This is a genomic window from Arthrobacter crystallopoietes BAB-32, assembly GCF_000328305.2.
GTDB classification, from domain to species: Bacteria; Actinomycetota; Actinomycetes; order Actinomycetales; family Micrococcaceae; genus Crystallibacter; species Crystallibacter crystallopoietes_A.
On the sequence record NZ_ANPE02000067.1, the window covers coordinates 41,414 to 65,323 of the forward strand.

General features: G+C 63.6%; 16 protein-coding genes and 1 pseudogene. 5 read left to right on the forward strand and 12 right to left on the reverse strand.

Features of this window, described 5'->3' with window-relative positions:
- Position 1: 1 nt before the first annotated feature.
- The 3 genes from D477_RS03120 to D477_RS03130 are packed head-to-tail and all read right to left on the reverse strand — an operon-like array spanning position 2 to position 3,079.
- Positions 2-1,096 carry a DegT/DnrJ/EryC1/StrS family aminotransferase gene (locus D477_RS03120; protein ID WP_005267212.1) on the reverse strand — a complete coding sequence of 365 codons (1,095 nt, stop codon included), beginning with the start codon at positions 1,094-1,096 and terminating at the stop codon, positions 2-4.
- Complete coding sequence (locus D477_RS03125; protein WP_005267222.1) at positions 1,097-1,732, reverse strand: acyltransferase; 636 nt, start codon at positions 1,730-1,732, stop codon at positions 1,097-1,099.
- A 57-nt stretch (positions 1,733-1,789) separates the two neighbouring features.
- Entirely contained in the window at positions 1,790-3,079 is a 1,290-nt protein-coding gene (locus tag D477_RS03130) for a nucleotide sugar dehydrogenase (RefSeq protein ID WP_005267224.1), read from the reverse strand.
- Between the two features lie 187 nt (positions 3,080-3,266).
- On the opposite strand from D477_RS03130, the gene D477_RS03135 reads away from it, so the two are divergent.
- Positions 3,267-7,160: an FtsK/SpoIIIE domain-containing protein gene (locus D477_RS03135; protein ID WP_005267226.1), complete on the forward strand. Its 3,894-nt coding sequence runs from the start codon at positions 3,267-3,269 to the stop codon at positions 7,158-7,160.
- Here D477_RS03135 and D477_RS03140 read toward each other — a convergent pair.
- Positions 7,157-7,525, reverse strand: coding sequence for a hypothetical protein (locus tag D477_RS03140; RefSeq protein WP_237740681.1), 369 nt, complete (start codon positions 7,523-7,525; stop codon positions 7,157-7,159). The genes D477_RS03135 and D477_RS03140 overlap by 4 nt on opposite strands.
- Positions 7,526-7,840: 315 nt before the next feature.
- Between D477_RS03140 and D477_RS03145 the strand changes: the two genes are divergently transcribed.
- Positions 7,841-8,089: a WhiB family transcriptional regulator gene (locus tag D477_RS03145; protein WP_005267230.1), complete on the forward strand. Its 249-nt coding sequence runs from the start codon at positions 7,841-7,843 to the stop codon at positions 8,087-8,089.
- Positions 8,090-8,152: 63 nt separating this feature from the next.
- On the opposite strand, the gene D477_RS03150 is transcribed toward D477_RS03145, so the two are convergent.
- The 4 genes and pseudogenes from D477_RS03150 to D477_RS03165 form a co-directional block, all read right to left on the reverse strand.
- Complete coding sequence (locus D477_RS03150) at positions 8,153-9,631, reverse strand: sensor histidine kinase (RefSeq protein WP_005267232.1); 1,479 nt, start codon at positions 9,629-9,631, stop codon at positions 8,153-8,155.
- 6 nt (positions 9,632-9,637) lie between these two features.
- A pseudogene (locus tag D477_RS03155) lies at positions 9,638-14,469 on the reverse strand (NAD-glutamate dehydrogenase).
- Between the two features lie 71 nt (positions 14,470-14,540).
- Positions 14,541-15,839: an AAA family ATPase gene (locus D477_RS03160; protein WP_005267234.1), complete on the reverse strand. Its 1,299-nt coding sequence runs from the start codon at positions 15,837-15,839 to the stop codon at positions 14,541-14,543.
- The gene (locus tag D477_RS03165) at positions 15,836-16,411 is read right to left on the reverse strand and encodes an SAF domain-containing protein (protein WP_005267235.1); all 576 of its coding nucleotides are present in this window, start codon (positions 16,409-16,411) and stop codon (positions 15,836-15,838) included. The genes D477_RS03160 and D477_RS03165 overlap by 4 nt, the downstream gene beginning before the upstream one ends.
- Before the next feature lie 344 nt (positions 16,412-16,755).
- On the opposite strand from D477_RS03165, the gene D477_RS03170 reads away from it, so the two are divergent.
- Complete coding sequence (locus D477_RS03170; RefSeq protein WP_237740682.1) at positions 16,756-16,956, forward strand: helix-turn-helix domain-containing protein; 201 nt, start codon at positions 16,756-16,758, stop codon at positions 16,954-16,956.
- A 30-nt stretch (positions 16,957-16,986) separates the two neighbouring features.
- Here D477_RS03170 and D477_RS03175 read toward each other — a convergent pair whose 3' ends face one another.
- Entirely contained in the window at positions 16,987-17,526 is a 540-nt protein-coding gene (locus tag D477_RS03175) for a hypothetical protein (protein ID WP_237740683.1), read from the reverse strand.
- A gap of 446 nt (positions 17,527-17,972) precedes the next feature.
- On the opposite strand from D477_RS03175, the gene D477_RS21640 reads away from it, so the two are divergent.
- Both D477_RS21640 and D477_RS23110 read left to right on the forward strand, forming a co-directional pair.
- Positions 17,973-18,437, forward strand: a complete 465-nt coding sequence (locus D477_RS21640; RefSeq protein ID WP_081608455.1) for a LysM peptidoglycan-binding domain-containing protein — start codon at positions 17,973-17,975, stop codon at positions 18,435-18,437.
- A 32-nt stretch (positions 18,438-18,469) separates the two neighbouring features.
- Positions 18,470-19,102, forward strand: a complete 633-nt coding sequence (locus D477_RS23110; protein ID WP_237740684.1) for an Rv3235 family protein — start codon at positions 18,470-18,472, stop codon at positions 19,100-19,102.
- Positions 19,103-19,119: 17 nt separating this feature from the next.
- Here D477_RS23110 and secA read toward each other — a convergent pair whose 3' ends face one another.
- Genes secA through hpf form a run of 3 tightly spaced genes read right to left on the reverse strand, consistent with a single transcriptional unit; the run spans position 19,120 to position 23,908 of the window.
- Positions 19,120-21,858: a preprotein translocase subunit SecA gene (gene secA, locus D477_RS03190; protein ID WP_005267241.1), complete on the reverse strand. Its 2,739-nt coding sequence runs from the start codon at positions 21,856-21,858 to the stop codon at positions 19,120-19,122.
- A gap of 53 nt (positions 21,859-21,911) precedes the next feature.
- Positions 21,912-23,168: a winged helix-turn-helix domain-containing protein gene (locus D477_RS03195; RefSeq protein ID WP_052510666.1), complete on the reverse strand. Its 1,257-nt coding sequence runs from the start codon at positions 23,166-23,168 to the stop codon at positions 21,912-21,914.
- Positions 23,169-23,203: 35 nt separating this feature from the next.
- Positions 23,204-23,908 (reverse strand): ribosome hibernation-promoting factor, HPF/YfiA family, encoded by a 705-nt coding sequence (gene hpf, locus D477_RS03200; RefSeq protein ID WP_005267243.1) that lies wholly within the window; start codon positions 23,906-23,908, stop codon positions 23,204-23,206.
- Positions 23,909-23,910: the final 2 nt, after the last annotated feature.

The following is a 23,910-nucleotide window of genomic DNA, read 5'->3' on the forward strand; positions in this document are numbered from 1 at the left end:
CTCACGCACCTGCCTTCGCCAGCGCGTTGACCGCCGTGGCTATCCGGTCCAGGTCTTCCTCGTCCAGCGACGGATGCACCGGCAGCGACAGGACCTGGCGTGCGGCAGCTTCAGTGACCGGCAGGTCCGCCAGCCTGTTGAAGGACGGCAGCCGATGGTTCGGGATCGGATAGTAGACGCCGGATCCGATCTGGTACTCCTCCTTCAGCGCCGATGCGAAGCGGTCCCGCTCCCCCTCCGGAACCCGGATGGTGTACTGGTGGTAGACGTGCGTGGCCCCTTCAGCGACCGCAGGCGTTGCGACGCCTTCCAGGTTGGCATCCAGGAAGGCGGCATTGGCTTGGCGCCGGGCCGTCCAGCCGCGCACCTTGCCCAGCTGCACCCGTCCGATCGCCGCATGCAGGTTCGTCATCCGGGCATTGAACCCGATGAGTTCGTTCTCATACTGGCGCTCCATCCCCTGGTTCCGGAGCAACCGCAGCCGGCGTTCGACGTCGTGATCCCCGGTTGCGACCATCCCGCCTTCGCCAGAGGTCATGTTCTTCGTTGGATAGAGGCTGAACATCGCAAAGGCGCCAAAGGTGCCCACCGGCCTGCCGTGCAGCGCCGCGCCATGCGCCTGCGCCGCATCTTCGAACACCGCCAGGCCATGCTTTTCCGCCAGCGTGCCCAAGGCGCCCATGTTGGCCGGATGCCCGTAGAGGTGGACCGGCATGACCGCCTTGGTGCGCTCCGTGATCAGCTGTTCAGCGGCGGAGGCGTCCAAGCAGTAGTGGTCCGGCTCGATGTCGGCGAACACGGGCGTGGCACCGGCAAGCGCCACTGAATTGGCCGTCGCCGCGAAGGTGAAGGACGGGACGATGACCTCATCGCCGGGACCGATTCCTGCCGCCAGCAGGCCAAGGTGCAGCCCGGATGTGCCGGAGTTGACCGCGACCGCGGCCCGGCCGTCAAGCAGGACCTGCGAAAACTCCTGCTCGAAGGAGGCCACTTCGCTCCCCTGGGCCAGCATGCCGGACACCAGCACCGCATCGACGGCGGCGCGCTCTTCGTCCCCGATGATGGGCTTCGCGGCCGGGATGAAGTCCTTGCTCACTCAGTTCTGCCTTTCTTCCGTGCCCGCAGTTGCCTCGGGCACCGCTTCGCACAGCAGCCCGTTGTCCTCGATATAGCTCTCCCCGCTGTCGGGGCAAACCCACGCATGCGGCCGTCCGCCGTCGTCCTGGCGCAGCGGATGCCCGGACTTGCCCACCCAGCCGATCCGCCGCGCGGGCACTCCGGCCATCAGCGCGAAATCCGGCACGTCCTTGGTAACCACCGCACCGGCGGCGATCGTGGCCCAGCGGCCGATCCGCACCGGGGCCACGCAGACGGCGCGGGCACCGACCGACGCGCCTTCCGCGATGGTCACCCCCACCGGGGTCCAGTCGTGGGCGCTCTTGAGCGAACCATCCGGATTCACCGAACGCGGATACGTGTCATTGGTCAGCACGGCGGCGGGACCGATGAAAACCCCGTGCCCGAGTTCCGCCGGTTCGTACACGAGGGCGTAGTTCTGGATCTTGGTGTTGTCGCCGATCTTCACCCCGGTCCCGACGTACGCGCCGCGGCCCACAATGCAGTCCGTCCCCAGCTCCGCGTCCTCGCGAACCTGCGCCAGATGCCAGATTTTCGTGCCCTCGCCCAACCGGGCGCGTTCGGAGACGTCGGCCGTCTCAGCGATATACCCCACCGTAAGCTCCCTTTCGTGCAAAACTGCCGTGCCGTCGTCGTACTTCCCGCGCCAGGCTCAGGACTTCCCGATCACCCGGTAGGTAACGCCCTGCCACTGCTCCGCGCTGCTGACCCGCCGGCCGTCGATGAACACCTTCACGCCAGGCAGGTCGTCCGGCCCCAGCCCGCGGTAGTCAGCATGGTTGGCCTGCACCACGGCTGCGTCCACCGGCTCGCCCAAATGATACGGCGCGAAACCCAGCCGCTCGAGTTCGGCGTCGCTGAACAGCGGATCGTGGACCAGCGCGGTGGCACCGCGGGCCGCGATCGCCTCCACCGCGCCGAACACGCCGGAGAACGCCGTCTCCTTCACCCCGCCGCGGTAAGCGGCACCGAGAACGACGACGCGTGCCCCGGTGAGGTCCCCATAGGCACCTTCCAGCAGGCCGATGGTGTAGTCCGGCATGCCGGCGTTGGCTTCGCGCGCCGCGCGGACCACCGTGGCCTGCGGATCGTTCCAGAGGTAGAGCCGCGGGTAGACCGGAATGCAATGGCCGCCGACCGCGATTCCCGGCTGGTGGATGTGGCTGTACGGCTGCGAGTTGGAGGCCTCGATGACCTGGTAGATGTCGATGCCGGCGGTCGCGGCGTAGCGGGCGAACTGGTTGGCGAGGCCGATGTTCACATCCCGATAGGTGGTCTCGGCCAGCTTGGCCAGCTCCGAGGCCTCGGCCGATCCGAGGTCCCAGACCCCGTTGGGCCGTGCCAGATCGGGCCGCTCGTCGAAATCCAGCACGGCTTCGTAGAACTCCTGGGCCCTGGCGGCGCCGGCGTCAGACAGCCCGCCGATCAGCTTCGGATACTTGCGCAGGTCCTCGAAGACCCGCCCGGTCAGCACTCGTTCGGGCGAAAACACCAGATGGAAATCCCGGCCTTCGACGAGGCCGGACCCGGCTTCCAGCATCGGCTTCCACCGGCTGCGCGTGGTCCCGACCGGCAGCGTCGTCTCGTAGGAAACGAGCGTGCCCGGCGTCAGATGCTTGGCCAGTTCCTGAGTCGCGGCGTCCATCCAGCCGAAATCGGGCCGCGCCTCGGCATCCACAAACAGCGGCACCACCAGCACTACCGCATCCGCGCCGGGCACCGCTTCGGCGTAGCTGGTGGTCGCCTTCAACCGTCCCGCCGGCACCAGTTCGGTGAGCTTCTCCTGCAAGTGCGCCTCGCCGGGGAAGGGTTCCTGCGCCGCGTTGACCTGTGCAACAACGTCCTCATTGACGTCGACGCCGATGACTTCGTGCCCCTTGGACGCAAACTGCGCCGCCAGTGGCAGGCCGATCTTTCCGAGGGCAATGACGGCAATCTTCACCGGGTGGAACCTTTTCTACGTTGTGCTGCACTGCGGATGGGCTGGACCCTGCGGCCCCTGTCCAAGGGTACCGCTACTGAAGGACAGGATTGCGGACGCGGGTTTTCCACAAGCCGGGCGGCACGGGCAGCGGGGAGGCAGCGCCGCCGGTTAGGGTGCTGGAAAAACCGCCCTGTTCGAGGATCACATGCCGCTGCACTTATCCGTTGCCGCTTCCGAGCACCTGCCGCCGCAGTTCGTGCAGCAGGTCGCCGCTCTCCGCGAAATCGTCGCCGACGACGCGCTGCCGGATGCAGGCCCGCTGGCACAATGGCTGCTCGACCGGCTCGGTGCCACCGCTGCGGAGGTGTCGCTGACCGTCGATGGGGTGCCGCTTCGTTCCCTCGTTCCGCATCGCCTGCCGCTGGTCTCCGGCGCCGTCATCGTCTGCGGACTCCCGGCCCGGAAGAGACCAAGGAACAGAACGACGGCGGCGCCGAGGTCGGGCGCGCCTGTGCTGGCTTTGGCAGTAACGGGGGGTCCGGATGCGGGCAAAGTCCTTGAGCTGGCCCGCGGAGAACATGTCCTCGGTCGGGATGGGGCGGCACTGCTCGTTGACGATCCGCAGCTCTCGCGGAAACACGCACGAATCACGGTGGACAACCGGAGCGTGCGCATTACGGATCTCGATTCGGCGAATGGCATAGTGGCGGAGGGGCGTCGGGTGGCCAGCGCGGAGCTGGTCTCGGGCCGTGAAATCAGCGCTGGTGGCAGCCGGATGACGCTGTACCTTGCCGGTGAACCGCTGCCTGGGGTCTCACCTGACGAGGACCTGGACAGTCCGGTCCAGGTAGCGGCTCCAGCACCGGACCCGCGGGGCAAATTGACTCTGCTGCTGGCCGGGCTGCCTTTGGTAGCCGGGGTCGCCCTCGCCGTCATCACCGGCATGTGGTTCTTCCTCGCGTTCAGCGCAGTCTCTTTGCTCGCTGCAGCCATTCCCTACGCAGCCGGCAGACGCAAGCGCCGGGCGTTCAAGGCGGCTGTCTCAGCTGCAGCCGCAAGCGATCTGCAGCGGCGGCAGCAGGCCGCCCCGGATCCTGCCCGGCTGGTTTATGGGCAGCTCAGGGAAGCGGCCACCGGCTCGGCAGGATCGCAGCCGGAGCACTTGTGGCTGCGATTGGGAACGGCAGACCAGGAAGCCAGGATTGCAGCCGCCGGAACACCGGACCTGCAAGTGCCCGTGCTGCAGGATGCTCCGCTGGCTGTTGATCTGCTCGCCACCCGTCGAATCAGTTGTAGCGGGCCGGCCACGGTGCTGCGCCGACTGCTGAACTCCTGCCTGCTGCAGCTCGGGGCACGAGCCTTGCAGTCGGACCTCTCCGTGGTCTGCTACGGAACGGCCGACTCAATGCCGCCAGCGGCGCGGTTCCTTCCGGGAACGGTGCTGGCCAGCCGGCCAGAGGTCCTGGCAGCGCAACTCCGCCAGGACGGCAGGCCCCTGGTCCTGCTCATCACCGACAGACATGACATTGCAGACGAGGTGATCGAGAGCAGCGACGCCAATCTGGCCATCATCCGGTTTTCCTCCCCGGTGCCGGCAGATGAAGCGCAGATCCAGCTGGTGCCTGGCCGGGGAACGCTGCGGCGGCTCGGAACCAGTACGGCCTTCCAACCCGATCTGGTCTGCGCCGGCACACTCGAACGTTTCGCCCGCCTCGCGGCTCGGGCCGCAGCAACCCTTCCCGCGAACATCTCTGGCACGGTTCCCGACTCCTGCGGACTGGAAGCCCTGCTGCCTGGCGCCGAGCCGACCGGCCTCTGGGCCAGAAACGCGGCGGCGGCAGGTATTCCGGCGGTCATCGGAGCCGATGCCACCGGACCGGTAACCCTCGACCTGGCCAGCGAAGGACCTCATCTCCTGATTGCGGGAACAACCGGCTCGGGCAAGTCTGAACTGCTGAAATCGCTTGTGTTGAGTCTGGCCTACCAGCACCCGCCCGAGAAGCTGAATTTCCTGTTCATCGACTTCAAAGGCGGATCGGGACTCGGTTCCGTCAGCGGTTTGCCGCACAGCGCCGGCTTGCTGACAGACCTGACAGCATCACAGGTCGGCCGGGCACTCAGCTGGCTGCGGGCGGAAGTTACACGGCGGGAACTCGAGCTTGCCCGGCTCGGCGTTGCGGACATCCGGGACTGTCCGCCAACTGTCCTGCACCGGCTCATGGTGGTCGTCGACGAGTTCCGGATGCTGGCGGACGAAGTGCCGCAGGCGTTGCCCGAACTCATGCGGGTCGCTGCTCTGGGCCGTTCCCTTGGCATCCATCTGATAATGGCAACCCAGCGCCCACAAGGGGCCATCTCGGCGGATATCCGGGCCAATGTGACATCGTCGGTTGCTCTGCGGGTACAAACCGCCTTGGAATCGGCAGACCTCGTCGGCACCAGCGCGGCAGCAGATATAGCAGTCGCTTCCCCGGGACGGGCTTTCCTGCGGATCGGCCCGGCGGCAGCAAGGGAATTCCAGTCCGCTTCGGCCAGCATCCGTGCCGCTCCTTCAGGTCCGGCCGCCGCAGTTCTTCACGAATGGCTGGAGCCGCACCGCATTAATCGCCCGGACCTGGAGCGTCTGCAACCGGACGGCCAGGATCCGGATCCCGCAGCGAAGCTGGTCACCCGCCTCCACCAGGCGGCCACCGCAGCCGGGAGTGTGGCAGCCATTCAGCTGCCTCCACCGCTGCCGGAACGGCTGGAACTGCACACTCTTCCACAGCCCTCAAAGCCCGACAGCCTCCGGCTCGGGCTGTTCGACCTCCCGGCACAGCAACGACAGCTGGCGATGGACTGGGTCCCAGAGGACGACGGCCACCTCGCCGCACTGGGCGCCAGCGGAAGCGGCACCCAGCTGGTCCTCAAAGCCGCGACCGCAGGCCTGCTCGGTTCCGCTGCCGAACGGCACGTTTATGTTCTAGATGGAGACGGTTCCCTGCGGTTTGCTGCAGCAGCCGAACGCACCGGCGCATATGCAGGCCCCACGGAAACAGAACGGGCTGCCCGGGTCCTGAAGCGCCTCGCCTCGGAAACAGCAAAGCGCTTGGCTTCGGTGGCGATGGACACAAACGCCGACAGCCCTCGGGCGGTCCCCCTCATTGTTATTGTCTCTGGATGGGGCCGCTGGGCCTCCGCGTTCCGGAGCGGCAAATTCGGCTGGGCCGAGGAATGCCTGCTGGACTTGGCCCGCGACGGGGCCGCCGCCGCCGTCGTTCTTTGTATTGCCGGCGACCGGGAACTGGCTGCAGCCCGAATCCTGGGGATGCTTCCCAATAAGCTGTTCTTCCCTGCCTTCACGGGCCCTGAAACCCAAATGGCCTGGCCTAAGCTGCCGCCGATGGACGACATACCCGGCCGCGCGCTGGCACAAGGGCCCTTCGTTCCCGCCATGGAGGCTGTGGCGCACGTGGTGGATGACCCTGCCCAAGGCCTCCAGCCCCGGGAGGCGAAGCAGCAGCCTTTCCGCATCGAGCCCCTGCCCGACCAAGTCCCGGCCGACCAGCTCCCGGACGACGAACAGCCCGAGGACATGCTCATCATCGGCGTCGAAGGCGACGAGCTGGGGCCGGCTTCACTTCGAATCACGCCTGGCGAGGCAGTCCTCGTCCTCGGTGCCGCCGGCAGCGGCAAGACCAATCTCATCGAGTTGCTCGAACGGCAGGCAAGCACCCGCTACAACTGCCTCCGCCCGCCGCAAGGCACCGACGCCAGTGCCTACTGGTCTTCTTTGGACCTCTTCGGAACCGGCACCCTCTTGCTGATCGATGATGCCCACCTGCTGGCTCCCCCGGCCCACCAGCGCGTGGCCAAGCTATTGGAAGCCGGGGCAGCGGCGGTGGTCGCGGCCAGGCCAGGTCCGGCGCTGCTGCAGCAAGTGCCGGCGGCGCTGACTGCGCGCAGCAACGGACGCGGCTTTATCCTTTCGCCTGCAGCAGCCGCGGATGGTGATCTTCTCGGAGTCAGGCTGGACGCGGCCCGGTGCCCACCGGGCCGCGCTTACAGAGTGGAATACGGCATGGCCGTCCCGCTTCAGACAGGCTACGTGCGCGCTTAGAGAGCGCCCGGGGCGCTGCCCTTCGTTACATAGGCGGTCACCGGACGGGTGAAGATCAGCAGGACGACGGCCGCGGCCGGAAGCAGCAGGAGCAGGCCTGGCAACACCAGCCCGCCAGTCAAGGTCGGGAACGCAATGACCAGTACAAAGAGCTGCCAAACCAAAGCTGCAGCTTTTGTCCAGCGGTACCCCCGGAAAAAGAAGTGGCCGACAGCCAGTAGCCACCCGGCGAGCAGAACCATCAAGACCAATTGGAATACAGCGCCACCCAGCGACGTCGGCGTTTGTGTCATCAGGCCGTAGACGAACCAGGCCGCCGCCCCGAGAAGCGCCAGCGCTTCCAACACCAGCACCAGCGATATCACAATGACTGCGGGCGGCCGTTTGTTGGATGCTGAGTTCGCCGGGGGTATTGACACATTGGCACCCTACCTTAGATAGTCGGGTAACAAGCGGAACATCGCATGACGCAGCGCAGCCGGGACCGGTGTCCTGTGACGAATGACTCAGGTTTCCGGGCGATTAAATCACGGAACACCCTTGTTTACACAGATTTAACGTGAAACGCTTTAACCGAAGCGAAATGGGGGGCCATCAGAGCCCCCTTTACTATGAGTCCACTCGTGAAATATTTCACAAGAAGTTTCAGCTGGACCTGTCTAAAGGAGTATGTGATCAGCATGGATTGGCGTAGCCGCGCGGCATGCCTCGACAAGGACCCGGAACTGTTCTTCCCGGTCGGAAATACAGGCCCGGCCTTGCTCCAGATCGAAGAAGCCAAAAGCGTTTGCCGGCGCTGCCCCGTCATCGACACGTGCCTGCAGTGGGCCCTCGAGTCGGGCCAGGACGCCGGCGTATGGGGCGGAATGAGTGAAGACGAGCGCCGCGCCATGAAGCGCCGGGCCGCCCGCGCGCGCCGCGCCTCCTGACTCTGCCATACCCCCATAGAGGCCGTCACCTTTCGGTGGCGGCCTCTATGCATGTCCTGCCGGTCAACGCAGCCGCTGTGGATCCAGGTTCAGCTCAATGTTCACGCACGTCCCCCCGCCTTCTCTGGTCCTCCACTCGATGCTCCCGCCGAGCTCGCTGGTCACCAAAGTGCGCACGATCTGAAGGCCCAAACCGTCGCCGCCCGGACTGTCCGGCAGCCCCACGCCGTCGTCCTCGACCGTGACCCGCAACCACTCTTTCCCTGAGCCTGCGGGGTCACGGCGCGCCGTGAGCCAGACAGTTCCCTTCCGCCCTTTGAGTCCATGTTCGACGGCGTTAGTCACCAGCTCATTGATCACCAGTGCCAGCGGGGTCGCGAACTCGCTGGGCAGCTCTCCGAACTCACCGCTGCGCTGCGTAGTCACCGCCTGGGATTCCGAAGCGACTTCGGCCGACAACCGGAACTGCCGTCCGATCAGCTCGTCGAAATCCACGTTCTGGGCCAGTCCTTGTGACAGGGTCTCGTGGACCATGGCGATGGTGGCCACCCGGCGCATAGCCTGCTCCAGGCCTTGTTTGGCCTCCTCGCTCACCATACGACGGGATTGCATCCGCAGGAGGGCCGCGACCGTCTGAAGATTGTTCTTCACGCGGTGGTGGATTTCCCGGATCGTCGCGTCCTTCGACACGAGCTCCATTTCGCGCCGCCGAAGTTCGGATACATCCCGACAGAGCACGAGGGCCCCGAACCTCTCGTGCTCGTTGCGCAACGGGATGGCCCGCAGCGACAGCGTGACTCCCCGGGACTCGATCTCCGTCCGCCACGGCATCCGGCCCGTCACCACCAGCGGCAGGGATTCGTCGACCATGCGCCGGTCCTTCAACAGAGCGGTGGTAATCTCCGCCAGCGATCGGCCCTCAAGGGATTCCACATCGCCAAGTCTCCGGAAGGCCGAGACGCCATTGGGACTGGCATACTGGACGATGCCGTCCGCATCCAGCCTGATGAGCCCATCACCGACCCGAGGCGCACCTCGCCGGGAGCCGGTAGGTGAAGCGAAATCCGGCCAAAGCCCCAAAGTACCCATGTGCAACAGGTCATAGGCACATTGGCGGTACGTCAGTTCCAGCCGTGAGGGCATCCGGGAGCTGGAGAGGTCCATGTGGGATGTCAGCACAGCCAACGTCCGGCCATTGCGGACCATGGGAACTGCCTCGACGCGCATCGCCATCTCCGTGGTCCACCCGCTCTCGCTCGAGCGCTCAATCACTTGGGACCTGCGGGCGGCGTCTGCCAAGGGCAACAGATCCGCCCGAATCCGTTCCCCCACAAAATCCGAGTGGAAAACCGTATGCGTTGTCGAGGGGCGAACGTGTGCCAGGGCAACGTAACTGCCATCCGGCGTCGGCAGCCACAGCGCCAGGTCGGCAAAGGCCAGATCCGCAATCAGCTGCCAGTCGCCGACGAGCAAATGCAGCCACTCCGCGTCGCCCGGTCCGAAATCGGCATACTCATCAATCGGGTCGGTAAAGATTGCCACCTTCGTCTAACTCCGAACGGTGGAACGCAGCAGCCGCAGGGCGACAGACAGTGATGCCATGTCATCCCGGTCGAGGCGGTTGACTTCCTCGAACATCCTGCGAGCCCGCTCGATGCTCTCGGCATTGTCGCTGGCCCACTCCTCCAGCCGCTCTTCGGGTGTCCCGCTGGGTTGAGTACCCGTCATGACTGCAACCGTAATGTCGGTGATGGTCGAGTAGAGATCATCGCGCATGGCAGCCCGAGCAAGTGCCTGCCACCGGTCTTCGCGGGGAAGATTGGTGATCCTTATCAGCAACGCATCGACGTCGAACCGGTCATAGACCGCATAGTAGACATGCGCGATGGCGTCCACCGGTTCTTCAATCCGCCCTGCAATGCGGGCGATGTCCAACAAGCCGAAGCTTTCGAACTGTTCGGCCCAGTGATGAGCGATCGTCTCCGGCAGGTTCCACTGGTCTGCTTGTTCGCGCCATTCGCGGACACGGTCGAGGTCCTTGCCGCGCAAGTAATCAATTAGTCGGCTGCGCAGCGGATCCATCAGGGGTTTGAAGGCCCGGATGCCCTCCTCGACACTGGTCCCGCTCTCGACGTGGTTGACATACCAGCGCACCGCCCGGTCCAGCAACCGCCGCATGTCCAAATGCATCGTGGACCAGACGTCGGTGGGGAAATTCGCGGGTAGCGCGTTCAGCGCCTCGACAAACTCATCCAGATCATAGATCTCGCGCAATGCGGCAAAGGCACGCGCCACAGCCGCTTCATCGACCGAAGTCTCTTCCATCACACGGAAGGCGAAGGTAATGCCGCCCATATTGATCATGTCGTTGGCAACCACGGTTGAGATGATCTCGCGCCGCAGCGGATGCTTGCCCAGTTCGTCACCGAACCGCTCGACCAACTGGCGTGGGAAATAACTCCGCAGGACCTTGTCGAAATACGGGTCGTCGGCCAGATTGCTTGCCGTCAGCGTCCGGGTCAGCTCGATCTTGGCATATGCCGCCAGGACCGACAGCTCCGGCGAGGTAAGCCCTTGCCCTTCACCGAGCCGCTCATGCAGTTGCGCGGTCGTGGGCAGGAATTCCAGATCGCGGTCCAGCTCGGCGTGCCGCTCCAGCCAGTCCATCAGACGTTCGAAACTGGGGCTCCAGTCCACTACGCGCTGGCGGTCATTGAGTAACAGGACATTCTGGTCGATGTTGTCCTCCAACACCAGCCGGGCAACCTCGTCGGTCATCGAATGCAGCAGCTGAGTCCGCTCCCCCGCGGGCAAAGTGCCGGCTGCCACCAGTTGATCGACGAAGATCTTGATATTGACCTCATGGTCTGAACAGTCCACACCAGCGGAATTGTCGATGGCGTCGGTGTTGAGAATGACTCCATTCAGAGCCGCCTCGATGCGTCCGCGCTGGGTCATACCAAGGTTGCCGCCCTCACCGATCACCTTGGCCCGGATATCACGGCCATCGACCCGAATGCTGTCGTTGGCTTTGTCGCCGACTTCACCGTGGGACTCCGTCGACGCCTTGACGTAGGTGCCGATGCCTCCGTTGTACAGCAGGTCGACCGGCGACTGCAGGATGGCTTTGAGCAGCTCGGGCGGGCTCATCGCGGTTGTGGACTCGTCCAGCCCCAGTACTTGGCGCACCTCGGGAGTTAGCGGGATGGACTTGACCGTCCGCGAGTAGACCCCGCCGCCGTCACTGATCAGCGAGGTGTCGTAGTCCGCCCAGGACGACCGCGGCAGGTCGAACAACCGCCGCCGCTCGGCAAAGGAAGTAACCGGATCAGGTGAGGGATCCAGGAAGATATGCCGGTGGTCGAAGGCCGCGACCAGGCGGATGTGTTCCGACAGCAGCATCCCGTTGCCGAACACGTCACCGCTCATGTCGCCGATGCCGACAACGGTGAAATCCTCGTGCTGGGTATCGATACCCAGTTCACTGAAGTGCCGCTTGACGGACTCCCATGCGCCGCGGGCGGTGATGCCCATGGCCTTGTGGTCGTAGCCGACGGACCCCCCGGAAGCGAAGGCGTCGCCCAGCCAATGTCCGTACTCAGCGGAGATTTCATTGGCAAGGTCGGAAAAGCTCGCCGTCCCCTTGTCGGCCGCCACGACAAGGTAGGAATCGTCGCCGTCGTGCCTAACGACACGCTCAGGCGGAATTGTCGCCTGGCCCTCGGGCGTTCGCACGAGATTGTCCGTAATATCCAGCAGGCCACGAATGAACGTCCGATAGCTGGCCTGCCCTTCGGCCATCCATGCTGCCCGGTCTTCGGACGGATCCGGCAGCTGCTTGGCGAAGAAGCCGCCCTTGGCTCCGGTCGGAACGATGACCGCATTCTTCACGGTCTGGGCCTTGACCAGGCCAAGGACCTCGGTGCGGAAGTCCTCCCGGCGGTCAGACCAGCGAAGGCCGCCGCGAGCGACTTCACCATAGCGCAGGTGCACACCTTCGACCTGGGGCGAGTAGACCCAGATTTCGTATTTCGGACGTGGGAAGGGCGCTCCCTCGATCCGTGACGGGCTGAGTTTGAAACTGAGATAGGGCTTGTCCTGGAAATAGTTCGTCCGCAGCGTTGCGTCCACGACATTGGCCATCGTCCTTAGCACCCGGTCCGCATCCAGGGTCGGCACAGCCTGCAGGCCCTCATCCAGCTCCGTGCGCGCTTCCTGGACTGCTTTTTGCCGCGTTTCGGCGGGCAGGTCCGGGTCGAACCGGGCCTTGAACAACCTGGTCAGGCTGTGGGCTACATCCGGGTTTCCGAGGAGTGTGTCGGCCGTGAAGCCGTATGACACCGGGAACCCAAGCTGCCGGATGTAGCGTGCATATGCCCGAAGCATGGCGACCTGGCGCCAGGGAATGCGCTCCTGCAATACCAAGCGGTCGAAGCGGTCGGACTCGCTCCGTCCTGTGACGACGGCGGCGAAAGCGTCCTGGAGCAGGTCACCCGTGTCGAGGGGCTGGACACCGGCCGGATACTTGAGCCCGAAATCGTAGAGGAAGAAGTCCTCGCCGTCAGCGGTAATGATCTCGAAAGGACGTTCGTCCAGCACGTCCAGCCCAAGATTCTGCAGGACCGGCATGATGCGGCTCAGGGACTGGGGCTCTGGCAGATACAGTTTGAGCCGGGCGTCCTCGCCCCGGCGAGCGTCCGATTCCGGCACATAGATCTTCATCACCGGACTGACATCGGTGGCCTCTCCGTATGTTTCGAAGCGGGCGATGTCCTCCAGCGCGTCCTCGACCTCGAAGTCCACCCGGTAGCTGGGCGGAAACGCCTCCGCCCATTTCCGGGACAGACGCTCGGCCTCCTCGCCGCCAACCCGAGCGCGCACTGTCTGGTCGATCCCCTCGGGCCACGAGCGGGCCGCGGCAGCCAGCCGGTGTTCCAGTTCGCCGGCGTTGACTTGGGGAACAGTAGCGCCGCGCTTGAGCCGGATCCTGAAGAAGAGTCTGGCCAACGCAGACTCGGTCATCCGCGCTTCATAATCGATGCTTTGGGGATCAAACGTCCGTCGAAGTTCTTCTTCAATGCGCAGTCTGACCGCCGTGGTATACCGATCCCTGGGCAGAAAGACCAAAGCCGAGACGAACCGACCGTAGGAATCCTCACGGAGGAACAGCCGTGTACGGCGGCGCTCCTGCAACCGGAGAATGGCCATGGCAATGTCGGCCAGTTCCTGGTTCTCCATCTGGAAGATTTCATCCCGCGGATAGGACTCCAAAATGGACAGCAGATCCTTGCCGGAATGCGAATCCGCCGGAAAGCCGGACAGTTTCAGGACGGCGTTGACCTTCTCCCTGATAATCGGGACGCTGCGGACTGAGCTGTTGTAGGCGCTGCTGGCAAAGAGGCCGATGAACCTTTGCTCGCCGTTGACGTTGCCTGGGCATCGAAACTTTTGACGCCGATGTAGTCCAAGTAGGCTGCGCGGTGGACGGTGGATCTTGAGTTCGCTTTGGTAATGACCAGCGCACGCTTCTCGCGCGCCCTGGCGCGGCCTTCTTCCGTCAGGTGTTGCACATGCCGGCCCGCCGGCACGTCGTGCATGATGCCGAGACCGGTTCCTTCCCGGACCAGCAGGACATCTTCCCCGTTCTGGTTGACCAGGTCGTACTCCCTGTACCCGAGGAATGTGAAGTTGCCGTCGTCGAGCCAGGAGAGCAGTGCTTTGGCTTCCTCCAGGTCCGGAATGTTGCCAGCGCCCTCGACCGAATCGAGCGATCCGGCAATCTCGCGGACCCGACGGCGCATGGCGGCCCAGTCCTGCACGGCAATGCGAACGTCGCTTAGCACCCGCTGGATGCCGGCGACCAGTTCATTAGCCTGTTCGTCCCGGGAGATGCGAACGGTTTCCACCGCGATCCAGGATTCGATATATGACGCGTTGTCGCTGGTAGCGACAATATCGGCCAGGTTCTGCATCGCCGCTGTGTCTCCGCTGGAGACACCTGCATTCGACGGCACCCGGTTGAGTTTGACGAGTTCGTGGGTAGTGCGGTTCCGCGTGGCAACGAAGATCGGGTGGGTCAGCATCCGGATGGCGATGCCCTGGCGGACGATCTCCGCCATGACGGAGTCCACGAGGAAGGGCATGTCGTCGGTAACAACCATGACGACACTGGCGTTGGTTTCCTGCCTGATTGAAACGAGAGGCTGACCCGGGGCACGCTTCCCGGCAGCTTCCCGGTGCGCCATGGCGCGGTTTTCGAGGACGTCATCGGTGTAGCTTCGGGCGTCTTCCTCCGCCAGATGCTCGTAGTAGTTCCCGATGTAGGCCGATGGATAGTTGTCTGAACTTGGCAGATCCGTGAGATTGGATCCAGACGACATCGAAATGCCTCCCGTTAGGTGTCCTCGGCCGCCCCGTTGCGGCCCGTGGTTGCAAGCCTAACGCCCGCCGATTAAAAGGTCACTTTGGCCTTCATACGACGCGGCCTTCGGCGGCGCCGTCCAGCAACTTCCCTGCCGGCCAACGCAGCAATCGCCAAGCGAAGTGGCGAATCCGGAGCGCTCTCGAGCAGCACGGATCCACCCAGCAGGGCAGCGTCCGTTGCAGCGAAATCCGCCGGGAGGAAGGCTTTGACCTCTATGGAGGGTCCGAATCGTTCCCAGGCCTGTCCTAGCTGGTCTTCCGGCGCTGGGCCTACAGCGGAGGAGCGGACCTTATTGAGGACTATCTGCGGCGCAACCGTTGGCACTACCTGCTCCAACTCGCCTAAAGCACGAACAAGCCGCGGCACGCCGACTGCATCGGAGGCTCCCACGGCATAGACCCTGTCGGCCAGTTCAAGGCAACGCAGAGACGCGCCGTTTCTCCGGGGCGCCATGGTGTCGAAGCTGAGCTCCTCATCTGCTTCCAGGCAGAAACCACAGTCAATCACAACATGATCAGCGTTCCTTCGGGCCAGTTCAATGACGTTCCCCAAGGCCCCTGGCCGCAATTCAGTCCAACGTTCGGTCCTAGTAATTCCCGTCAGGACGAACAACGGCGCTCCTTGGACTGCAAGCTTGACGCTCACGCGTTCCAGCGCTGTATCATCCAGCAGCCCTTGGTCGGCCAGACGGCAGGCCTGGGCCAGCGCTGCTGATTCATCCATCAGACCCAGGAATACAGCTACGCTCGCACCGTACGTGTCTGCGTCGAGCAGCATGACACGTTTGCCGGCCGCTGCGAGTTCAGCAGCCAGGTTGACGGCCAGAGTCGTGCGCCCAGGTGCTCCTGCAGGTCCCCAGACCGCAGTGACCTCTCCGAGTTCCACCGGCGCCTGCACCGGCTCCTCTTCGACAGTTGCTGGAGCTAGGGCGCCTGCAGGATCCGCATAACTCGCACTCAGCCTGCTGGTCCTTGGCGCCACCAGTGATGCCACTGCTGTGGTCACCAATTCGGCTATGACTTCCGGATCAATAGAAAGAGCCGCGTGCACAACCCCCAAGGCTGCCAAACGGTGCTGTTCGCCGCCGTCGTCGGTAAGGACCACGACGGCCACGTCACTGCTGTGCAGTCGTTCCAGCAGACTGATGCCGAGCATTGAACTGTCGCCGGCAATGATCACGGCACGGGCCAAGCCGCTCTGAGCGACGGCGATGAGTTCGGCCATGTCCGTACACCTTCGAACTACCGTGACGGGACCATGCAGGCGTTCCAACCCGCCGACAATATCCTGCTCAGTCTGGCCGAAGGCGATGACGGGGACAGTCATGCGGGACCTCCCGGGTTGAGCACAACGTTAATCTTGGCGCCATTGGAAATGGCATTGAGCAAGCCCGGCATCTTCTCGTCGGTCACCAGCACATGCAGTCGCTCCGCTTGCGCAGCCCCAAAGGCCGTTGACGCCTCGCTGAGCTCGGAGACCTCAGCCGCTTCCAGCAGCAGCTCAGGCTGATTGAAGCCGTTGCGTCCATCCGGCAGTGCGACCCAGACGTCCACGCGCGAACCAGCTTGCGCGCCTTCAGGCAGCGGGCTGTCAATGGTGAGGCCAACCGGCTTGCGGTCAAGGACATCGGCCAAGCCAAGAGCGGATGAGGGGATCAGCTCGCCGCTCCGGAGCATAGACGTCGCGACCGCTCCCTCCGGAATCTGCGTTTGCGCGCTCAGGTAGGCCGACTCTATGGTTCCGAGCCGGACCTCCACGACGGAGAAGTCATCGGGTGAGAGCGCTTCGCCGACGGCGATGTCCTCCTTAGCAGCGAGCATCGGGACTGTCCTGTCTGCCCCGGCCAGAAGCGCCGTCACTGCAGCCACGGAAACCAGAACCAGCAGGATTCCGACCATGAGCCGCGGGTCTTTCCATGATGGTTTCCGCAATCGCGGTGCAGGCGCAGAGATATCGGCCTGAGTGCTCATTCTTCCCCCTGTCGGATTCACGCACGGCCGCGGACAAGGGAAGCCTCCTGCCCGAAGACTGTCGGACGCATGCGCTGGAACTGACTCCAATTCTTGTTGGCACTGGCCTAAATGCAAGCCGAACATGACAAGACAGGGCTCTGTGTGGAAAACTTCCCCCACCGCGAATCCACAACACCTCTTGTCAACTGGCGTCAAACGCAAGTATCGGTGCCATAATAGTGGCGTCCGCATTATCGTCCGGGAAGAGTTCCATGCCACGGTTTCTGACTTTGACTGATATCGCCGAAATCCTGCAGATATCGTCGTCGCAGGCCTACGCCTTGGTGCGCAGCGGGGAACTCCCGGCCATTCAAATCGGCGGGCGGGGCCAGTGGCGGGTGGAACAAACCATGCTGGACGAGTACATCCAGGACAAGTACGCCGAAACGAGGCGGCTTGTCGAAGGAGCCAAGGCAGAAAACAAGGCCTGATTCAGCGAACGCCTACCACAGACGGGCCCGTCAGTAGTCGCTCCGCACTGACGCAACGGCTGCGACGGCCGCGAACGGCACTGCATACACGGCTTGGACATTCGAGGCACGTCGGGCTTCTCCTGATGGAACGGCTGCAAGCTCCAGAAAATCCCTGCCAACCCTGTCGATGATCCCGGTGACCATGGTCGGGACCGAGCCCGCGGCGAAATAGAGAACCACTTCTGCCCGATCACGCGCAAGCGCTCGGAACGCCGATCCCAAGCCAAGCCGCCTGGCTCCGGCCGACACTTCACAGATCGAATGCCGCCCCAGGCCCTCAATCATTTGGATGCCATGCAGGGGCACGAGAACGCTTCGCACCGGGTCCTGCAGTACCAGCCAGGAGGATCCAACGTGGCCGAGGGTGCCGGCGAACGCGGACCCACCCGGAACAACAACCCTGACGTCTCTGCCCAACTGGCCTCGCAGGCGGTCTCCAAGCGGGATCTCGGCCTGCGCTGCCCTTGCAATCTCATTGACATCCGCTTCAAGCCCGAGCTGGCCCGCGGCATGCAGCTGCGCCTCCAAGTCCTCAAAGAGAGCATCCCATCGCACGTCCCCAGCATAGGACTGCCATCAAATTGGTCCAAACGGGATCAAAGGTCTTTACAGAGTTGAAACGTTCTGCCACGATCATGACCAGTACATGCCTAACAACATCAAATGGCATCAAACCACACCATCGCAGCTTGGAAGGCAGCATGAAGCAAACAGGCAGTGATCTCGCCATAGCCCTGACAATCCTGGCGTGCGGAGGACTCCTGCTCTGGTCCGGAAGCCAGTTGGGCATCACAGGCATCGTCCTACGCGAAATCACCTACTCTGCACTCTTATCTTCGGGCGCCGTATTCCTCGGACTGGCGATCGTCTCGTGGTAGCTGATTGGCCTCACCGGCGCATTCGTTGGCATTGCTCTGAAGCAGCTGGGACACACCCGGCTTGCCGCCCTGCCCCTGGCGATCAGCCCTGGCTTCATGAAACGGCTGGCTGCAGCCTTGATTGGCCTCCACCTGCTGGCCGCACCGGGAGCGCATGCTGCCGAACAGAGGTCACAGATGGCTGCGTCGTCGGTCGCGGCGGAGGCTTTATGGCCCTACTTCTCGCCGACGGCTGGTAGTGCCAGCGGTGCGACCTCTGCGGCGGAGAACCAGCGCCCTGCGGTAGCGCCGTGGTGGAAGCCATCGCCGCCGCCTGCCAGCCCCGGCTTGATTGCACGGCAGGTCGCCGGCCCCGTTGAACAACAGGACCCGAACCGCACGGTCACGGTGGTCGCTGGAGACAGCCTATGGGATATCGCGGCCAGGGAATTGGGCAGCCTCGCGACGGACGCAGAGATCGCCGGTCAATGGCCCAAATGGTATGCCGCCAACAGAAACGTGATCGGCGACGACCCTTCACAGCTCCTGCCTGGTCAGGTTCTGACCGTACCAACCGAATAAGAATCGACAGCCCTTCACGGAAAGGCCATCAGATGACCAACGTAACTGAACTCCGCCAGGCTGAGCAGGCTTCGGCACCGGACACGGCCGTAGAGCTGCCCGTCCTGGCTCCAGCCAGCGGTGCACCTCGTCCCTTGACCGTGCGACCGGTGCGACCGGTGGACCCGGAGAGCTATTTTGCCCCCATCATCCGGCTCGAACCGCGCACTCGCGCGCCATTGAGAAGAGATGAGGGGAGCGAGAATCCACGGTGTCCGGACCAATCCATCCCAACTGCTTCGGCGGCATCCTCAAGCGAAGATATCGACGAGCTGCGCCAGGTGACCGGGACTGCGCGATCGGTCGCCCAAGCGGCCATGGAAGTGATCGGCGGATCGCGTCCTGTCCAGCAACTGGCCAGATGGCTGGACCCGGATTGCTACGACAAATTGGTCCGCCGTGCGGCTCTAGTACAGGCGCGGCAGGAACGCCGGCGCCCCTCACGCAGCCAGGAGCCACGGCTCCACCGAAGTGCCGTAGTCCGCTCCTCCCGGGTCTGCCGGGTGGCCGATGATGCCTACGAGGCCTCTCTCGTCATCGTCGAAGCGGCCAGAGTCCGCGCCGTGGCACTCCGTCTGGAGTTCCGACGCGGACTCTGGAAAGTCGCCGCTTTGGAAATCGGCTAGCCGAGCGTGGACCTTTGCTATTTCCTGCGCTTGGTCGGCCCGGACCGCTCTGCCTTGGCTGGTTCGGCCTGTCCTGTAGTCTTGCCAGCCGTAGTTTGGCGTACCAAGCGTGTTTCAGCCTCACCTGACACGGAAGGGGCCGTGAACTGCAACGCGGCGGGCCGCTGCGGAGCGTCCAGTCCGGCGGCTGTGATCTGCGGGCCTTGGACAGCGCCGCGTGCGTCCGCCGTGACCCCAGGCAGGCTGGTGCTGGGCTGGCTGACCTTGACCTCGAGATTGAACAGGTAGCCGATGCTTTCTTCGCGGATCGCTTCCATCATGGTCTGGAACATGGTGAAGCCCTCGCGCTGGTACTCGACCAACGGATCGCGCTGCGCCATGGCCCGGAGGCCGATGCCTTCCTTGAGGTAGTCCATCTCGTAGAGATGTTCTTGCCATTTCCGTCCGATCACCGACAACACCACACGGCGCTCGAGTTCCCGCATGGTCGCGGATCCCAGGGCCTCTTCGCGTGCGGCATATGCCACCTTCGCATCGGAGATGATCTCCTCGCGCAGGAAATCGGCAGTGATTTTCGACCTGCCTCCAGCCTCCTCAACAACCTCATCGATTGTCAGCTGGATGGGGTACAGCTGCTTCAGATTGGTCCAGAGCTGCTCGTAATCCCAATCGTCGCCGTGGCCCTCCGCGGTGGCCTCATTCACCATGGCAGTTACGACATCTTCCAGGAAGAATCCGACCTTCTCGTGCAGGTCATCTCCCTCGAGAATACGGCGGCGGTCGCCGTAAATTGCCTCGCGCTGGCGATTGAGCACATCGTCGTATTTCAGGACGTTCTTGCGCTGCTCGGCGTTCCGGCCTTCGACCTGGCCCTGGGCATTCTCGATTGCCTTCGACACCATCTTGGACTCGAGGGCGACATCGTCGGGCATCCGCGAGGAATTCATGATGCGTTCGGCTGCCCCGGAATTGAACAGCCGCATCAGGTCGTCGGTGAGCGAAAGATAGAACCGGGATTCGCCAGGATCGCCCTGGCGCCCCGAACGACCGCGCAGCTGGTTGTCGATCCGGCGCGATTCGTGCCGCTCAGTGCCAAGGACATACAACCCGCCCAACGCGAGAACCTCCTCGTGCTCGGCTTTGACGGCGTTCTGCGCAGCTTCCAATGCATCCGGCCATGCGGCCTCGTACTCCTCCGCATTCGCGGCAGGATCAAGTCCCCGCCGTTCGAGCTCGGCGACGGCGTTGAACTCGGCATTGCCGCCGAGCATGATATCGGTACCGCGCCCCGCCATATTGGTGGCGACCGTCACCGCTCCCTTGCGGCCTGCCTGAGCCACAATCGCGGCCTCGCGAGCGTGGTTCTTGGCATTGAGCACCTCATGCCGGATGCCCTGTTTCGCCAGCTGCTTGGAGAGATATTCGCTCTTCTCGACGCTGGTAGTACCGACCAGAACCGGCTGGCCATCCTCGTGCCGGGCTGCGATGTCCTTGACCACAGCATCGAATTTGGCCAGTTCGTTCTTGTAAATCAGGTCCGGTTGGTCCACCCGGGCCATCGGTTTATTGGTCGGAATCGGCACCACCCCGAGCTTGTAGGTGCTCATGAACTCCGCTGCCTCGGTCTCGGCCGTACCAGTCATGCCCGAGAGCTTGTCGTAGAGGCGGAAGTAATTCTGCAGCGTCACGGTCGCCATCGTCTGGTTTTCCGCTTTGATTTCAACGCCTTCTTTGGCTTCGATGGCCTGGTGCATGCCTTCGTTGTAGCGCCTGCCGGCCAGGATACGCCCGGTATGTTCATCAACGATCAGCACCTCGCCCTTGAGCACGACGTAGTCCTTATCGCGCTTGAACAGCTCCTTGGCTTTGATGGCGTTGTTCAAGAAGCCGATCAATGGGGTGTTGGCCGACTCATAGAGATTGTCGATGCCGAGGTAGTCTTCGACCTTTTCGATCCCCGATTCCAGCACCCCGACTGTGCGCTTCTTCTCATCGACTTCATAGTCTTTGTCGGCTTGAAGACGCTGGACAACGCGGGAGAACTCCGTGTACCAGCGGTTGACATCACCTGATGCCTGGCCCGAAATGATCAGCGGTGTCCTGGCCTCGTCAATCAGGATCGAGTCGACCTCGTCCACAATTGCGAAGTTGTGCCCGCGCTGGACCAGTTCGTCCTTGCTCCAAGCCATGTTGTCGCGGAGGTAATCAAAACCAAACTCGTTGTTGGTGCCATAGGTGATGTCCGAACTGTACTGTTCCCGCCGAACCGCGGGCGTCTGTCCGGACAGGATGCATCCGCTGGTGAGCCCCAGGAAGCGGTAGACGCGTCCCATGAGGTCGGACTGGTACTCGGCCAGGTAGTCGTTGACTGTGACGACGTGGACGCCCTTCCCGGACAAGGCATTCAGATAGGCCGGAGCAGTGGCCACCAACGTCTTGCCCTCGCCCGTCTTCATCTCGGCGATGTTGCCTAAGTGGAGTGCAGCCCCGCCCATAAGCTGCACATCGAAGTGCCGCAGGCCCAAGGTGCGGCTAGCCGCTTCCCGAACGGCGGCGAACGCTTCCGGCAGGAGGTCATCCAGATGCTCGCCGTCCTGATGGCGCTGCTTGAGCGTATCCGTCTCAGCCCGGAGCTCCGCGTCGGTGAGTGCGGAGAAGTCCTCTTCGAGGATGTTGATCGCGTCCGTGTAGGTGCGAAGCCTCTTCAGCGTCTTCTTGTCGCCGGTTCTAAGGACTCGTTCGAGAATCGATGGCACTACATTGCTCCCAGTCGTTTGCGCAGAAGTCTGGCTTCATCAGTCTACGGGAGTTACGTTCCAGCGGGCGCTTTGGTTCCCGGGGCCGGTGCTGGCCGTGCCCGTTGTGCCAAAGCCCGGCTTAGTTCCGGAGCGAGGTCACCTCGGTCCGCCACCTGGACTTCGGACAATTCCAGCCATTGGGCCATCAGGACCAGTTCGGATGCGAGTGCCACGGCGGTATCCTCCGGTGCCTCTGGTTCGCGGAAGGCCCCGCGGACCTCCAGGAATCCTGCGGCCCGGTGTGCTTTGAGGTCGACTCTGGCGCACAGCTGCTCGTGCAGCAGGAACGGCAGGACATAGTAGCCGTACTGGCGTTGATGCGCCGGAGTGTAGATCTCGATCCGGTAGCGGAACCCGAACAGCCTTTCCAGCCGCTCCCGCTCGAATACGAGGGAGTCGAAGGGGCCCAGCAGGGCCTGTCCGGCCGCCCGCCGGGGCCTGGCAGCCGCGGTGTGGAGGTAGTGGGTTCCCTGCCAGCCCTCGACTGAGACCTCCTCGAGCCGGCCATCGGATACCAAGCGGCGGACCGCTTCTTCAGCAGGACGCCGGGGCACCCGGAAATAGTCAGCGAAGCAACGCACCGTACCAATGCCGTGGGCGCGGGCCGCAGCGTCCATCAGCCGCACCATCGATTCGTCCTTATCGACGGCGGGCTGCCGGCCGGCGGTTTTCGGCATCACCTTGGCGGTCAGCGCGTACAGCCGTTCAAACTGCGCATTGCGCCCCGCGGCGCTGACGGCTCCCCGTTCGAAGAGGGCCTCCAGTACGCGTTTGACCGCATTCCAGTTCCACCCCCAATTGACCGTGCTCTTGGCCTCCCGGTGCCCGATACGGTCAGCAATCTGGCGTGCCGTCAGCGGCCGCGCGGCCGCCAGCTCCTCGAGGATCCTCTTCTCCAGGTCCTGGCGGAGCAGGGGGTCCAAACCGTGGTCCCCGATCCAGCGGCGTTTCTGCCATACCTTCAAATCGGCGAAGAGATCGGGCCGGATGTAGCTGGCCTCATGCGCCCAATACTCCACCATGCGCCGCGGCGCACTGCCGGAGAAACGGTGGAGGATTCCGACGTCGTAATTTCCCAACCGTGAAAACATCGGCAGGTAGTGCGCTCTTGCCAGGACATTGACGGAGTCGATCTGCAACAACTGCAGCCGGTCAAAGGTCCGGCCCACCTGCCTTGCCGTGACAACGCCGGTGGGCCGTTCCTGGTGAAGCAATTGCGCGGCGAGAGCTATCCGCCGCGCTTGCGATAGTGAGATGCGGGCGGCCATTTACCCATACTAGGCAGCGGCCCGCTCATGCAGGGCTAGACTCCGGCTTCCTGGGCAGCGCGGTATGCCAGCAGTTCTTCCTTGGCGGCTGCCGTTTCCTTGCTGCAGTCGGCGTCGAGGGTGATGACGCCGTAGGTCCAGCCGCGCCGTCGGTAGACCACGCTGGGTGAGTTGGTGGCCGTGTCGATAAAGAGGTAGAAGTCGTGCCCGACGAGTTCCATGTTGTCGACGGCGTCGTCGAGGCTCATCGGCAGGGCAGGAAAGACCTTGCGGCGGATCAGCACCGGTGAGTCCCCTGCGGGAATGTCGTTTTCGATCTCGTAGCCGGTCGTTTCGTCGGCTGTAGCAGACGGGGTTGCCCCGTTCTGTGCGCCCTCGGTCTCCACATGGAGCGGAATCGAGGAGCTGGCCGGTTCCAGGGTGGCGGTTGCTTCGTGGACACCCTTGGGCGCATGGCGGCCGTGGTGGACCTTCCGGCGGTCACGGGCGCGGCGCAGACGCTCCATGAGCTTGCCGTAGGCCAAATCGAACGCGGCGAACTTGTCAGCAGCGGAGGCTTCGGCTCGGACAACGGGACCACGTCCCATTACGGTAAGTTCAACGGTCATGGAACTGTCAGCCTGGCGGGCATTGACTTCCTTGGTAATTTTGGCATCCAGCCGCTGTACCTTGTCGCCGAGCTGCTCAATCTTGGAGATCTTCTCTTCGGCGTATTCGCGGAACCGGTCTGAGACTGCCAAGC

What these genes read in the sequence shown, in the direction of transcription:
- D477_RS21640 (WP_081608455.1), top strand. Translation starts at nt 17,973, where the DNA reads ATGAAACGGCTGGCTGCAGCCTTGATTGGCCTCCACCTGCTGGCCGCA.
- D477_RS23110 (WP_237740684.1), top strand. Translation starts at nt 18,470, where the DNA reads ATGACCAACGTAACTGAACTCCGCCAGGCTGAGCAGGCTTCGGCACCG.
- D477_RS03195 (WP_052510666.1), bottom strand. Translation starts at nt 23,168, where the DNA reads ATGGCCGCCCGCATCTCACTATCGCAAGCGCGGCGGATAGCTCTCGCC.
- D477_RS03160 (WP_005267234.1), bottom strand. Translation starts at nt 15,839, where the DNA reads ATGACTGTCCCCGTCATCGCCTTCGGCCAGACTGAGCAGGATATTGTC.
- D477_RS03135 (WP_005267226.1), top strand. Translation starts at nt 3,267, where the DNA reads ATGCCGCTGCACTTATCCGTTGCCGCTTCCGAGCACCTGCCGCCGCAG.
- D477_RS03165 (WP_005267235.1), bottom strand. Translation starts at nt 16,411, where the DNA reads ATGGTCGGAATCCTGCTGGTTCTGGTTTCCGTGGCTGCAGTGACGGCG.
- D477_RS03145 (WP_005267230.1), top strand. Translation starts at nt 7,841, where the DNA reads ATGGATTGGCGTAGCCGCGCGGCATGCCTCGACAAGGACCCGGAACTG.